The sequence below is a fragment of the Kitasatospora sp. NPDC057936 genome, assembly GCF_042887525.1.
In the GTDB taxonomy this organism is placed as follows: Bacteria; Actinomycetota; Actinomycetes; order Streptomycetales; family Streptomycetaceae; genus Kitasatospora.
Genome location: NZ_JBHVPD010000105.1, coordinates 1 through 13,172 on the forward strand (window position 1 = coordinate 1; position 13,172 = coordinate 13,172).

Annotated in this window: 11 protein-coding genes; 6 read left to right on the forward strand and 5 right to left on the reverse strand. The window is 73.6% G+C overall.

All coding sequences use genetic code 11. The features are described 5' to 3' along the window. Positions 1-187: 187 nt before the first annotated feature. The gene (locus ACFVU9_RS37800; protein ID WP_387601428.1) at positions 188-745 is read left to right on the forward strand and encodes a hypothetical protein; all 558 of its coding nucleotides are present in this window, start codon (positions 188-190) and stop codon (positions 743-745) included. On the opposite strand, the gene ACFVU9_RS37805 is transcribed toward ACFVU9_RS37800, so the two are convergent. Then, positions 729-1,508: an IclR family transcriptional regulator gene (locus tag ACFVU9_RS37805; protein ID WP_387601431.1), complete on the reverse strand. Its 780-nt coding sequence runs from the start codon at positions 1,506-1,508 to the stop codon at positions 729-731. The genes ACFVU9_RS37800 and ACFVU9_RS37805 overlap by 17 nt on opposite strands. Positions 1,509-1,708: 200 nt before the next feature. Between ACFVU9_RS37805 and ACFVU9_RS37810 the strand changes: the two genes are divergently transcribed. From ACFVU9_RS37810 to ACFVU9_RS37825, 4 genes are all read left to right on the forward strand, one after another. Beyond that, on the forward strand, positions 1,709-2,593 hold the full coding sequence (locus ACFVU9_RS37810) for a polysaccharide lyase (protein WP_387601434.1): 885 nt from the start codon (positions 1,709-1,711) through the stop codon (positions 2,591-2,593). Positions 2,594-2,883: 290 nt separating this feature from the next. Then, entirely contained in the window at positions 2,884-4,098 is a 1,215-nt protein-coding gene (locus tag ACFVU9_RS37815; RefSeq protein WP_387601437.1) for a serine hydrolase domain-containing protein, read from the forward strand. A 242-nt stretch (positions 4,099-4,340) separates the two neighbouring features. Next, positions 4,341-4,946, forward strand: a complete 606-nt coding sequence (locus tag ACFVU9_RS37820) for a DUF1326 domain-containing protein (protein WP_387601440.1) — start codon at positions 4,341-4,343, stop codon at positions 4,944-4,946. After that, complete coding sequence (locus tag ACFVU9_RS37825; RefSeq protein WP_387601442.1) at positions 4,947-5,720, forward strand: DUF2182 domain-containing protein; 774 nt, start codon at positions 4,947-4,949, stop codon at positions 5,718-5,720. A 130-nt stretch (positions 5,721-5,850) separates the two neighbouring features. On the opposite strand, the gene ACFVU9_RS37830 is transcribed toward ACFVU9_RS37825, so the two are convergent. Beyond that, entirely contained in the window at positions 5,851-7,089 is a 1,239-nt protein-coding gene (locus ACFVU9_RS37830) for a styrene monooxygenase/indole monooxygenase family protein (RefSeq protein ID WP_387601445.1), read from the reverse strand. 286 nt (positions 7,090-7,375) lie between these two features. Here ACFVU9_RS37830 and ACFVU9_RS37835 point away from each other — a divergent pair, with 286 nt between their 5' ends. Next, a complete protein-coding gene (locus ACFVU9_RS37835; RefSeq protein ID WP_387601448.1) occupies positions 7,376-9,682 on the forward strand; it encodes a hypothetical protein in 2,307 nt (768 codons plus the stop codon). Positions 9,683-9,686: 4 nt separating this feature from the next. Here the strand turns inward: ACFVU9_RS37835 and ACFVU9_RS37840 are convergent, their stop codons facing one another. The 3 genes from ACFVU9_RS37840 to ACFVU9_RS37850 all read right to left on the reverse strand — a co-directional run bounded on the left by ACFVU9_RS37840 (position 9,687) and on the right by ACFVU9_RS37850 (position 12,922). Then, positions 9,687-10,967 (reverse strand): MFS transporter, encoded by a 1,281-nt coding sequence (locus tag ACFVU9_RS37840; RefSeq protein WP_387601451.1) that lies wholly within the window; start codon positions 10,965-10,967, stop codon positions 9,687-9,689. A 96-nt stretch (positions 10,968-11,063) separates the two neighbouring features. Beyond that, a complete protein-coding gene (locus ACFVU9_RS37845) occupies positions 11,064-12,227 on the reverse strand; it encodes an MFS transporter (RefSeq protein WP_387601454.1) in 1,164 nt (387 codons plus the stop codon). Between the two features lie 32 nt (positions 12,228-12,259). Then, positions 12,260-12,922 (reverse strand): pyridoxamine 5'-phosphate oxidase family protein, encoded by a 663-nt coding sequence (locus ACFVU9_RS37850; protein ID WP_380438759.1) that lies wholly within the window; start codon positions 12,920-12,922, stop codon positions 12,260-12,262. Positions 12,923-13,172 lie beyond the last annotated feature (250 nt).

A 13,172-nucleotide genomic window follows, 5' to 3' on the forward strand; every position in this document is an offset into this window, starting at 1 on the left:
ACAGTTAGTCCCCGCCGTTCCCCTGGGTTAACTAGTCCCCACCAAAGGGGGGGCGGTTTGCTCGCTATAAACAACAACACCCCCCGTTCGGGGGGCGCCCCCCCCCCCCCAACGCGCCGTAATTCCCTCGCCACCAACGCCCCTTCACCGCTACCGTCCCCCCAAAGATCACGGAGGGGGTGCGCCGATGCGGCCGCTGCTGCTACTCGACGTCGACGGGCCGCTCAACCCCGCCGCCCGCAAGCCCCACCGCCGGCCGCCCGGCTACGAGACCCACCGAGTCCTCACTCCCCGCTGGGAGGCCTCCGAACGGCGGCGGCTCACCGAGTGGGGGCTGCCCAACAAGGCCCCCAAGCCCCTCCGGCTCTGGCTCAACCCGGACCACGGGCCCCACTTGACCGCCCTCCCCTTCGACCTCGTCTGGGCGACCACCTGGGAAGACGAAGCCAACGCCTTCATCGCCCCCGTCCTCGGGCTGCCCGAACTGCCCGTCATCACCTGGTCCGAACCCCGGCCCACCCCACCCCGCGGCGTCTTCTGGAAGACCCCCGAGATCGTCGCCTGGGCCGAGGGCCGCCCGTTCGCCTGGGTCGACGACCAGATCACCGACGCCGACCGCGACTGGACGGCCGCCCACCACGACGGCCCGGCCCTCCTCCACCGCGTCGACGACCGAACCGGCCTGACGACCGACGACTTCGCCACCCTCCGGCAGTGGGCGAATCAGCTCACAGGTGACGCGTAGCCAGCGCCAGTCGCTCCTGGGCCTCGAACAGCGCGTCGCGGATCATCTGTTCGCGCCCCGGCGTGAGCCGCGCGAGCGGGACGGAGCAGCTGACCGCGTCCCGGGCCGGCGTGCGGTCCGGGACGGCGACGGCGTAGCAGCCCAGGCCGAGCGTGTTCTCCTCCCGGTCCGTCGCGTAGCCGCGCTCACGGATCGCTCGGAGGTCGTCGAGCAGGGCCGCCCGGGTCGTGTGGGTGTGGTCGGTCAACGGCTCCAGGCGCTCGGGCAGCAGCCGCCCGATCTCCTCGTCCGACATCGTCGCCAGCAGCGCCTTGCCGAGGGCCGTCGCGTGGGCGGGCAGCCGGCGGCCGACGCGGGTGAACGGGCGGAGGTAGTGCTGGGAGGCCCGGGTGGCGAGGTAGACGACGTCGGTGCCATCGAGGCGGGCGAGGTGGATGGTCTCGGTGGTGTCGTCGGCGAGGCGGTCGAGGGCCGGGCGCGTGGCGGCGACGACCTCGTCGCCGTCGATGTAGGCGGTGCCGACGAGCAGCGCCCGCACCCCTATGCCGTACCGGGTGCCCGTCAGGTCGGTCTCCACCCAGCCGAGGTCGACCAGCGTGCGCAGCAGCATGTAGAGGCTGCTCTTCGGGTAGCCGAGGGCCTCCTGGACGTCGGCGAGGCTGTGCAGTCCGGGGCGCTCGGCGAAGAACTCCAGCACCTCGATCGTGCGGACGGCGGACTTCACGCCTGCTGCTGCGGCGGCGGCGGAACTCGGCTGCGCCATAGGGGTCCTCCCTGTTCGCGTGCGCGTGGACGGCGAGAGCAATATAGCCGCGCCGTCAGCGCCGAAACCGACGGAGCGTTCACATCCCTGAACCTCGTCCAGACTCTTGACTGGGACACGTCCACGGCCGTGTCATGGTGAGCGGCCCCCGCACGACGCAACACGATCTCCCCCGCCGCCGCCAGAGCCGAAGGACCGTCATGAAGCGCTTGCTCACCGCCCTGTCCGCCTCCCTCGCCCTCCTCGCCACCGCCCCCGTCCAAGCCACCGCCACCACCGTTACCACCGCCGCCATCTCCATAGAAGCGAAGACCACCGACGCAGCCTCCTGGACCGGCGACTTCACCGGCTACGGCAGCAGCACCTGGACCAGCGCCTGGGGCACCCTCACCAAGGGCAAGTGGGGCCAGCAGAACCTCAGCCTCGTCAACGACCCCGCCGCCCCCGGCGACGGCTCCGCGCTGCAGGTGTTCTACGGCGCCGGGTCCTCCGCCAACTCCTGTTCCGACTGCCCCTCCAGCGGCGGCGGCCAGTTCTACACCGACCTCCCCTCGCTCGGTCTCGGCGACCTCGCCAACTCCACCACCCTGGACCTGAAGTACGGCCTCAAGCTGCCCGCCGGCTTCGACTTCGGCAAGGCCGGCAAGCTCCCCGGCCTGTACGGCGGCTCCCCGGGCGAGGCGTCCGGCGGCAACCACGGCAACGCCTGGTCCACCCGCTACATGTGGCGCAATCCCGGCTCCGGCGCCGGCGACGGCGAGGTGTACCTCTACACCCCCACCAACTCCGGCCCCACCGGCTACGGCGTCGACCTCGGCCTCGGCTCCTGGCAGTGGCCCGCCGACGGCGCCTGGCACAGCGTCGAGCAGCTCGTCGACCGCGGCAGCGGCGACGTCACCGTCTGGCTCGACGGCGCCCAGGTCTTCACCCAGCCCGGCGCGGGCGCCCCGGACCTCGCGTCGATCCCGTTCAGCGGCGTGTTCTTCTCCACCTTCTACGGCGGCCACGACACCTCGTGGGGCCCGTCCACGGACCAGTACGCGTACTTCGCGCACTTCAGCCTCGCCACCGGCGTCCAGCACTGACGGCAGCCGGAGCCGGCCCCCGGCCACGAACGCCGGGCTGAGAACGCGCGGTCCGAGGCGCCCCGGCCGCGAGCGCGTGCGGGCCGGGAGGCGCCGCACCACCTCCGGGTCGGGGCTCGCGGCGCGAGGACGCGCTCGTCAGCCGCGAGCAGCCCCCGGGCCGTGGGCGGTCCCGGTGATCCGAACGAGTGGACTCGCCGGGGTGGGCGGCGGGGACGGGCGTCCCGGGCGGGCCGCCGTGGTGAATGGTGCCGTCCGAGCCCGTGACCCCCTGGAAGAGGCGCCCCGACGTGCGACGCACCCACTACCGCAGGCTGTTCGCCACGACGCTGTTCGTGGCCTCCGTACTCGCCCCCGTCGCGGCCGCTCCCGCCGCGACGATCGCCACCGCGACCGTGCCCGCCGCAGCCGTCGAGCGCTGCCACCACGGCGTGTGCCCCGGTTCCACCCTCGGTCCCGAGTTGACCGCTCAGCTGGACGCGAAGATCGAGGAGGTGCGCCGGCAGGCGGGCATCCCCGGGGTCGTCGTCGGGCTGTGGATGCCCGGCAAGGGCGACTACGTCCGTGCGACCGGCGTCGCCGACAAGACCACCGGCGCGCCGATGGCCCTGGACTCGCGGATCCGGATCGGCAGCGAGACCAAGACCTTCACGGTCACCGCGCTGCTGGAGCTCGTGGACGAGGGCAGGGTCGGGCTCGACGACAAGATCTCCGACTACGTCGACGGCGTGCCGTGCGGCGACCGGATCACGCTGCGCCAGCTCGCCGAGATGCGCAGCGGCCTGTTCCCGTACACCTCGGACGCGGGCTTCGCCCACGACCTGGAGAGCGATCCGACCCGTGCCTTCACGCCGCAGGAGGTGCTCGCGTACGGCTTCAAGCACGACAACACGTTCGGGCCGGGCGAGCAGTTCCAGTACTCCAACAGCAATCTCATCCTGCTCGGCCTCGTGGTGGAGAAGGTCACCCGGCGGCCGCTCGCCGACGTGATCCACGAGCGGGTGGTGCGGCCGTCGCACCTGCACCACACGTTCCTCCCCGGCGGGGCCGAGTTCCCGGAGCCGCACCCGCGCGGTTACACGGATCAGACGCCGACCGGCGCGACCGCGGACGCCACCGACTGGAACCCGAGCTGGGCCTGGGCGGCCGGCGCGATGATCTCGGACCTGCCGGACCTGCGCCACTGGGCCGAAGTCCTCGCCACCGGGCGCCTGCTGAGCCGCGAGACGCAGGCGCAGCGGCTCACGACGTTCCCGACCGGGTTCCCCGGGACGAGCTACGGCCTCGGCATCTTCGACACCAACGGCTGGATCGGCCACAACGGCTCGATCCCCGGCTATGAGACGGTGACCATCTACCTGCCGGCCCAGCGGGCCACCCTGGTCATCATGATCAACACCGATTCCAGGACCGGGGGCCAGGAGCCCTCCACCCTCCTCGGCCGCGCGATCACCGCCATCGTGACCCCGGACAACGTGTACGACGGCGCGGCCACCGCGGGCTGAGCGACCAGGGGGCGTGGAGCGGCCGTCGGCCGGTGCACGCCCCCGGCCAGGCGCCCTTCGTGCGGGGTGGCGTCGCAGTCGGTCACGCGCCCTCCGTGCGGGGTGCCGTCGCAACCGGTCACGGCCGCGGGACCGTTCGTCACGGCCGCTCCGGCCTGGCCGTCCGGGCGTTGCCCGGTGATCCTCAGGGGCGGAGAATGAAGCACGGGGTGTGTGCCTCAGCCTCAGGAAGGGAGCTTCCGATGGCCTGGCGTATCGAGGGCACGTATTTCGAGAACTGCAATTGCGACATGGTCTGCCCCTGTTCCACCTCCGGACTCTCGGCTCCGGCGGACTACGACCGCTGCCGGGTGTTCCTGGCCTTCCACGTCGGCTCCGGCCAGGTCGACGACGTCGACGTGAGCGGTCTGACGGTCGCCGTGGTGGCCGACACCCCGCCGCTCATGAGCGAGGGCGGCTGGCGGATGGGCGTGATCATGGACGCAGCCGCCTCGCCCCGGCAGGCCGAAGCGCTCGGGGCGGTCTTCTCCGGTCAGCGCGGCGGCCCGATGGAGGCCCTCGGGCCGCTGGTCGGGGAGATGCTCGGGCTGGAGGTCGCCCGGATCGACTACGCCGACGAGGGCCGGAGCCACCGCGTGCGGATCGGTGACGCGGTCGACATCGAGGTCGAGGACTTCGTCTCTCCGCTCGACGCGACCGGGAAGGGCGTGCGGGTCAGCGGCGTGGGATTCCCCGCGGACACCCTCGCGGCCGGAACCGCGACGAGGTCGCGCGTGAACGCCTTCGGCCTCGAGTTCGGAAACGAAGGGAAGAACGCCTTCTCGGCGCCGTTCTCCTGGGCGGCCTGAATGTCCGTCCAGACCGCTCGACGAGCCGTCGTCCCGGCGAGCCGGGCGGCGCTGCTCGCCGCGGCGGCGCTGGCCTGGGTCCTGACGGTCCGCAGCTCGTCGGGCATGATGCCCGGACCGGGCACGATGGGGCGCGACCTGTGGGGGTTCCTGGTCCTGTGGGGGCTGATGATGGCCGCGATGATGCTCCCCTCCGTCACGCCGGTCGTCTCGTTGTACCTGCGGACGCTGCGCGCCCACGCGACGGGCTGGACGCGCGCGGGCCGTAGCACCGGTCTGGTCGTCGGTTACCTCGCCGTGTGGGAGGCCTTCGGGCTGGCCGCGTTCGGCGCGGCCTGGGCGGGCGGTGAACTCGCCGCCAGGGCGCCGGGCGCCGCGCCCTGGGTCGGCGCCGTCCTGCTGGCGGCGGCCGGCCTGTACCAGGTGACCCCGCTCAAGGACCGCTGCCTGAGCCACTGTCGCTCCCCCATCGGGTTCCTCATGCATTTCGGCGGCTACTCCGGGCGGCTGCGCGACCTGCGCGTCGGCCTCTACCACGGCGGCTACTGCGTCGGCTGCTGCTGGGGCCTGATGGTCGTCCTGATCGCGGTCGGCGTGATGAACCTCGCCTGGATGGCCGGTCTGGCCGCGGCCGTGTTCCTGGAGAAGACCTGGCGCCACGGCAAGGCGTTCAGCCTCGTCCTGGGCGTCGCCCTGATCGGCTACGCCTGCTTCGTGCCCTGGAACCCGGGTCTGGTCCCGGGACTGCACATGTCGTCGGCCATGCCCATGTGAGCGGACCTCCGGCGGAGGAAGGGGCCGGCGGAGGAAGGGACCAGCAGAGGGAAGGGACCGGCGGAGGAAGGGACCGGAGGCGGGCGGGCACCGATGGGGGCCGAGGTGCACCGCCCGCCGTCCGTCCCGGTCAGTCCTGTGCGGAGACGCTCGCCAGGTAGGCCGCCGCCTTGTCCGGGTCGAGGAGCCAGCGCTCCCAGTCCCCGGGATCGTTGAAGCCGTTGGCGAACCGGTCGGCGACGGCGGGGAGCCGGCCGGCCACGGCGATGACGTTCGCGACGTACTCGGGCGCCGGGTCGAGCATCGCGTTGGTCCACTCGGTGACGGCGCGCGCGTCCTGCCAGAAGCGGTCGAAGGCGGCCTGCATGAACCCGCGGTCGAAGGGCCGGTCGCCGTGGGCGAGGATCGCGTCGAGGTAGACGGCGGCGCACTTGGCGGCGTTGTTGGAGCCCTGGCCGGTGATCGGGTCGTTGGTGACGACGACGTCGGCGACGCCCAGCACCGCGCCGCCACCGGGCAGTTCGCCGACCGGACGGCGGACGACCGGGGTGATGCGGCCGACCAGCGTGCTGCCCGCGTCGGTCACCTCGATGCCGTTCAGAGTCCGCTCGTACTCGCCGGGCACGAAGGTCCGCATCAGGTCGACGATCCCCCGCAGGACCTCGTCCGGCTCGGTGACCCCGCCGAAGACGTCCGCCGGTCCGCCCGGGAGCGCCTCCCAGAGCAGGACGTCGCACGGGCCGGCCGCGGTCAGTGCGGGCAGGACGAAGAACTCGCCGGCCTCGGGCACGAGGTTGAAGCCGACGACGGGGATGTCGTGCCCGGGGCGCGGGCCGAGCCCGTCCACGTACGCGGCGGCGAGGGCGCGCCGGGGCCGGTCGAACGGGGAGCGGTCGGCGTCGCGCTCGAAGAGCGAGGCCAGTTCGCCCTTGCCGACGGCGACGAGCACCAGGTCGTAGGCGGGGGCGAGCCGGTCGAGGTCGGCGACCGTGGCCTGCCGCACCTCCACCCGGCCGCCGCGCGCGGCGAAGGTCTCCAGCCAGGTGGACATCTTGAGCCGCTGGTCGACGGACTGCGCGCTGCCGTCCAGGCGGCCCACCCAGTCGATCGCCCGCGCACCGTCCGGGCCGAGGACGGTGACGCCGACGCCCTCGATCTGCGGTGCCTCGCCCGCCCAGAGGTCGAGTCCGAGGACGCGCTCGGTGCGCAGCGCCGCGTCGAACATGCACTGGGAGGACATCACCCGGCCGTCGCGGATCGCGTCCGCCGGGCGGTCGGTCATCACGGTCACGTCGTAGCCGTGGGACTGGAGGCCCAGGGCGAGCTGGAGGCCGGCCTGGCCGGCGCCGACGATGAGGATCGTGCGCATGCTCCCCGCTTTCCTGCCGTGCGGCGTGAGCCGCGCGTCATGACTGGCGTGTGACTTTCCGTGTCTGGATACCAGGCGACCCGCGCCGCGTCCACACCCCCGGCACGCTCCGTGCAACCCGGCTGACGCTCCGCCACGGGCCCGCGCCTCCGAACACCCGTGCACGAACCGGACGTTCACGACTCGTCATCCGCAATGGGAACCGTTTCCAAACAATCCCCCATCGGATGGTCAATCTCTCGTGTAACCGGAGGGTACGACGTCGCAGGTCAGGCAGGGTGATCACATGAGAAGCAAGAACTCCTCCGCCGCAGTGCGCATGCCAAGGAAGACGTCCCGCCGGACGCCCTTCCGCGCCCTGCCGCTGGTCGCGCTGGCCACCGCCGGCGTGGTGATATCCCTCGGCACCGTCGTGCCCGCCTCCGCCGCGACGTCCCGGGTGGACCTCAACGTCCTCGTCGTCACGGACGGCAACCCCTGGGTCGAGGGCATCCGCAAGCAGCTGGTCTCCGAGGGCGTCCCGACGACCGTGGTCGACCTCACCAGCGCCAACCGCGCGACCATCTCGGCGGCCTTCCTCGCCGACACCCTGGCCGACGGCACCCCGCACGGCCACTTCGAGGGCGTCGTCCTGCCCAGCGACTCCCCCGGTCAGCTCTCCGCCGGCGAGCTCTCCGCCCTCACCGGCTACGAGGCCTCGTACCACGTGCGGCAGGTCGACTCGTACGTCTGGCCCGGCGCCAACACCGGTCTGAGCGCCCCCGCGTGGACCGGCTCGATGGACGCCACCACCGCCACCGCGAGCGCCTCCGCCCGCGGCGACGCCTTCCGCTACCTCAACGGCCCCGTGTCGTTCGAGGGCACCGCCGGCGGCAGCGGCTCGTACGGCGCGCTGCCCACCGCGCTGCCCGACAACGCGGCCACCGGCTCGCACTTCGAGCCCTACATCACCGAGACCATCCCGGGCACGTCGACGCAGGGCGTGCTCGCGGGCGTCTACACGAGCGGCGGGCGCCAGCAGCTCGTGCTCACCTTCGCCTACAACTACTACCAGCAGCAGTTCCAGCTGCTCGCCCACGGCATCGTCGACTGGGTGACGCGGGGCGTGCACCTCGGCTACTGGCGCAACTACTTCTCCGCCCACATCGACGACCTCTTCAATGCCAATGCGCGCTGGAGCCAGAGCGGCAAGTGCACGCCGGGCGAGGGCGACTGCGCGGCCGGGGTGCCGAGCACCAACCCGCTCCGGATGACGGCCGCGGACGTCTCCACGGTGGTGAACTGGCAGCAGCAGAACAACTACCAGCTGGACTTCCTGTTCAACGCCGACCCCGGCCTCGAGTACGCGCAGGCGCAGGGCGGCACCGACCCGCTGAGCGTCGCGCTCCTCGCGAACAAGAACAGCTTCATGTGGCTCAACCACACCTACGACCACGACTTCCTGGGCTGCGTCCAGGACTTCTCGGTCATCCCGTGGCGCTGCCAGACCGACGCCTCCGGCGCCATCCAGTACGTCGACCAGGCCACCATCAACGGCCAGATCGCCCAGAACATCCAGTTCGGCCTGGCCAACGGGCTGCCGTTCCGGCCCAACGAGCTGGTGGGCGGCGAGCACTCCGGCACGTTCAGGCTGCCGCAGCAGCCGAGCGACAACCCCAACTTCCTGGCGTCGCTGGCCGCCAACAACGTCCAGTGGCTGGGCGTCGACGCCTCCCGCGAGACGGGCCAGCGCCAGATCTCCTCCGCGCTGGGCGTGCCGCGCCACCCGGTCAACGTGTTCTACAACGTCTCGACGCAGCAGGACGAGGTGAGCGAGTACAACTGGCTCTACACCTCGAAGGCGAACGGCGGCAGCGGCAACTGCGAGGCCAACCCCGCCACCACCACCTGCATCTCGCCGCTGGACCTCAACACGGCGTGGTCGAGCTACGTCCTGCCGCTGCAGACCGAGATCACCCTCGGGTACGTGCTGTCCAACGACCCGCGGCCGTTCTTCATGCACCAGTCCAACCTGACGGACGACCAGCTGGCGCTGCAGACGATGAGCGGCATCCTGTCGGCCTACCGCACGTGGTTCACCACGGACACCCCGGTGGTCAACCAGACGCTCACCGACGCCGGGACCGTCCTCAAGAACCAGAACGCCTGGCAGCAGACCCAGAACGCGGGCTCGGTCACCGGGTACGTCCAGGGCGGCGTCGTCACCGTCAACGGCCCGGCCGGCACCAACGTCCCGGTCACCGTCCCGGCCGGCACCACCGTCACCGGCGGCGGCGCGTTCGGCGCGGCGTACGGCGGCGAGCAGTCCGCCTACACCGCCCTCGGCACGACGGCCACCGGCCTGACCCTGCCCACCGCCGTGTTCGGCACGGTCGCCGACTCCACCCCGACCGGCCTCGGCGCGGAGCTCGCCTCCTACGCCAAGGGCTCGCCGCACGACGTCCGCCGCACCGGCGACGCGATCGTGATCACCGACCCGACCGGCAAGCACGTCCTGCCGAAGCTCGCCGGCAAGCCGGAGGAGCAGCTGCACATCGGCGACCACCACCACAACCCGTACAACGTGCTGCCGCCGAACCTGAAGAAGAAGTAACGCCTCAAGCAGGCTCCCTGCGGCCCGCGTTCGCGCGGGCCGCAGTGGTCGCTCCCGCCGTCCGCAACGCGGGCGAGGCCAGGCCCGCCGCTGCCGCCGCGCCTCCGAGGACGGCGCACAGCGCGAGCGCGCTCCTCGCCCCGGCCGCGTGGGCGAGGCCGCCCAGCACGTTGGTCGCCGGCACCAGCGCCGCGCTCTGCACGAGCGTCAGCGCGGACTGCACGCGCGACAGGTGCGACCCGGGCGCCGCGCCCAGGACCAACGGGCCGACGTGGCAGGCGAACAGGCTCGACCCGGCACCGACCACCACCGCCGCGAGCACGGCCACCGCGGGGACGGGAGCCGCGGCGAGCGCGCCGGTCCCCACGCCGGCGACGGCCAGGCCCAGGCTCGCCCCCACGCCGGTCCGCCGCAGGGGACCACGGCGAGCGGCCACCAGCGCGACCGCGAGTACGCCCGCGCTCTGCCCCGCCCCCACCAGACCTGCGGCCCCGGGGCCCCAGCCGGCCGACCGGGCCAGCAGCGGCCCGAGCAGCGAGACCACCGGCAGCAGTCCGGCCGCGGCGGCCGCCGTCAGCAGCAGCGCCGGGCGCAGCACCGGATCCCTGGCCACCAGCCGGACGCCATCGGCGATGCCCGCGGCCAGGCCCTCCCGCCGCGACGGCCGTTCCTCCTTCGCCATCGGACGCACCCGCACCATGACGGCGAGTACGGCCGCGAACGTGCCCGCGTCCACCAGGGCCGCCCCGCCCAGGCCCGCCGCCGCGACCAGCGCCGCGCCGATCGGGGCGCCGAGCAGCACCGCCACCTGGCTGCCGGCCTGCTGGAGGGCCATCGCCCGGGGCAGTTGCTCGGGGCCGACGAGGCGGCGCGGCATGGAGCCGGTCGCGGGGAGGTAGAACGCGTCGACCGTCCCGGTGACGGCGGCGAAGGCGATCAGCATCCAGACGGGCGCCGCCGACGCCCCGCTCGTCGCGGCGAGCCCGAGTGCGGCGGCGAGCATGACCGCGTCCCCGGCGATCATCACGCGGCGGGCGCCGGCGCGGTCCCCCACGGCCCCGCCGAGCAGGAGGAGGACGGTCCGGGGCAGGGTGATCGCGGTCAGGACGAGGGCCGCCGTCCGGCCGCCGTGGGCGCTCGCCGCCCACCCGAGGGCGAAGGTCAGGGCCGCGTCGCCGGCCAGTGAGGCCCGGGTGCCGGCGATCCAGAGCAGGTAGGGCCGGGGCAGGGCCGGTCGCCGTACGGGCGGGACGGGCGGGACGCGCGTGGTGCCGATGGTTCGCATGACGGGCGACCGTAGGGCCCTCCAGTTGGTCGAGGGCAAGCCGAGAACGAGCCGCCGGGGCCGCCGGGGCCGGCACCGCCACCTCCACCTCCACCGTCACCGGCGGCGGCGGCGGACGACGGCCAGGAGGACGAGCGACGCGGCCTGGATCGCGGCCACGACCGCGACGAGCGCGGGGATCGACGTCTCGTACAGGGCGCCCGTCAGGACGCCTCCGGCCAGGGTGGCCGCGCCCGTCACGGCCGCGAAGACGCCGTACGCGGTGGCGCGGTTGGGGGCCGGGACGAGGTCGGCGATGGTGGCGCGGAGCGTCGCCTCGCTGAGGCCGGTCGCCGCGCCCCAGAGCAGTGCGCCCGTGACCGCCGCCGCCAGGGTGTCCGTGAACGCCAGGGCCGGGACGGCGGCGGCCAGGGCCGGGAGCGCCAGCAGGACGCGCGGGCCGACGCGGTCGTACAGCCACCCGGCAACCAGGGCCGCCGCCGCGTCGGCGAGCATCGCGCCCGCGTACAGCACCGGGATCAGCGAGACGGAGAGCAGGTGGCGCTGGACGAGGTGGTAGGAGAGCAGGCCGAAGGTCGCGAAGCCCGTCATCGTGGTGGCCGTGAAGGCCGCGTAGACCCAGAACACCCGTGGCAGGCGGCGCGATCGGGACCGCTCCCGGCGGGCTTCGGGCACTGCGGCGGGCTCGTACACCGCCGGGTCGGGCACCCGGGTGCGCAGCCACCCGAGCAGCACCAGGACGGCCGAGCCCGGGATCGCGAGGACGCCCAGCGCCGGGCCGTACCCGCCGCCCGCCGCCAGGACCCCGGCGACGGTGAGCGGCCCGACCACCGCGCCGACCTGGTCGAGCGCCTCGTGGACGGCGAAGCCCCGGCCGCGGCCGGTCGCGGCGGTGGCGTGCGAGAGCAGCGTGTCCTTGGCCGGGGAGCGCACCGCCTTGCCGACCCGCTCCGCGACGACGAGCACGCAGGCCGGCCCGAGCGCCCCGACGACGCCGAGCGGCGGCACGGACAGCACGGTGAGCGCGTAGCCCGCGATCGTCAGCGCCCAGAAGCGCCCGGTGCGGTCGGCCAGCGGCCCCGACACCAGCCGCAGGCCCAGCGCCGCCGCCTCCCCGGCGCCCGTCACCGCGCCGACCACCACGGCGGAGGCCCCGAGCGAGGCGAGCAGCGGGCCGGTGACCGACCGGGCGCCCTCGTACACGAAGTCCGCCAGGAGGCTGATGATCCCCCACCAGACGACGAACCGCCACGGTCGCATCGGGGCGCTCCCTCCGGTCCCCCGGTCCCTGGTCACCCGCTGACGATCCGCCGTCCGGTGACGCCGTCCGGCCGGATCCGCACCCACAGCGGCCGGTCGCCGCCGGCCCACGGGGCCGAGCCGGGCAGGCCCGCGAGGTGCCGGAGCTCCTCCTCGTCCGTGACGTGGTGCGCGGTGCCGAGCACGAGGACGGTCCAGCCGCGGCCGAGGTACTCGTCGAGGTGGTCGACCTGGAAGGACGCCTCCACGCCGTCCTCCGGGTCGGTCACGCTGCCGGTGGCCGTCCGGTACGCGAACGAGCCCTTGTCCACGACGTAGTTGACCGGGAACACCACCGGGCCCGGCCGCACCGGCAGGCCGACCCGGCCCACCCCGTGGGTGCCGACCAGCGCCCAGCACTCGGTCTCGCCGAGGTCGAGCAGGCGCGGGCGCGGCCCCGGCGCCCCCTGCCCGGGCGGGGCGTCGGCGCGCCCCTCCACGAGGACCTCCCGGGTGGTTCCGAGCACGGCGGCGATGCGAACGAAGCCGCCCGGGTCGAAGGCGGGGCCGGCCGTCAGCAGGTGGCGCAGGTAGTTCGGCGCCATCGCCGCGCGCTGCGCCAACTCATCTTCGCTGATTCCGAGTTGCTCACGCCTTTCGGCGATTCGGCGGGCCGCTGCGGCGGCGTCGGGCTCGGCGGCGGGGGTGTCGGTCACGGTGGCGGCTCCTCGGCTGGGCTGGTCCGGACGGGCCCCGGCCCCCTCGGCTCCGGCGGGGCCCTCGGCACTGGCGCGGGCCCATCCAATCGCCCGGCCGCCGCCAAGTCGAGCACGGCCGGGCCACCGTGCGTGTCGTCGGCCCGGCCCGCCCCACCCACCGCCCGGTGGACGCGCCTTGATCCGATTCCCGTCGAACTGCGATCATCTGACCTGATGCGGAATCAGGTCCGGGTCGAGCACGGGGAGA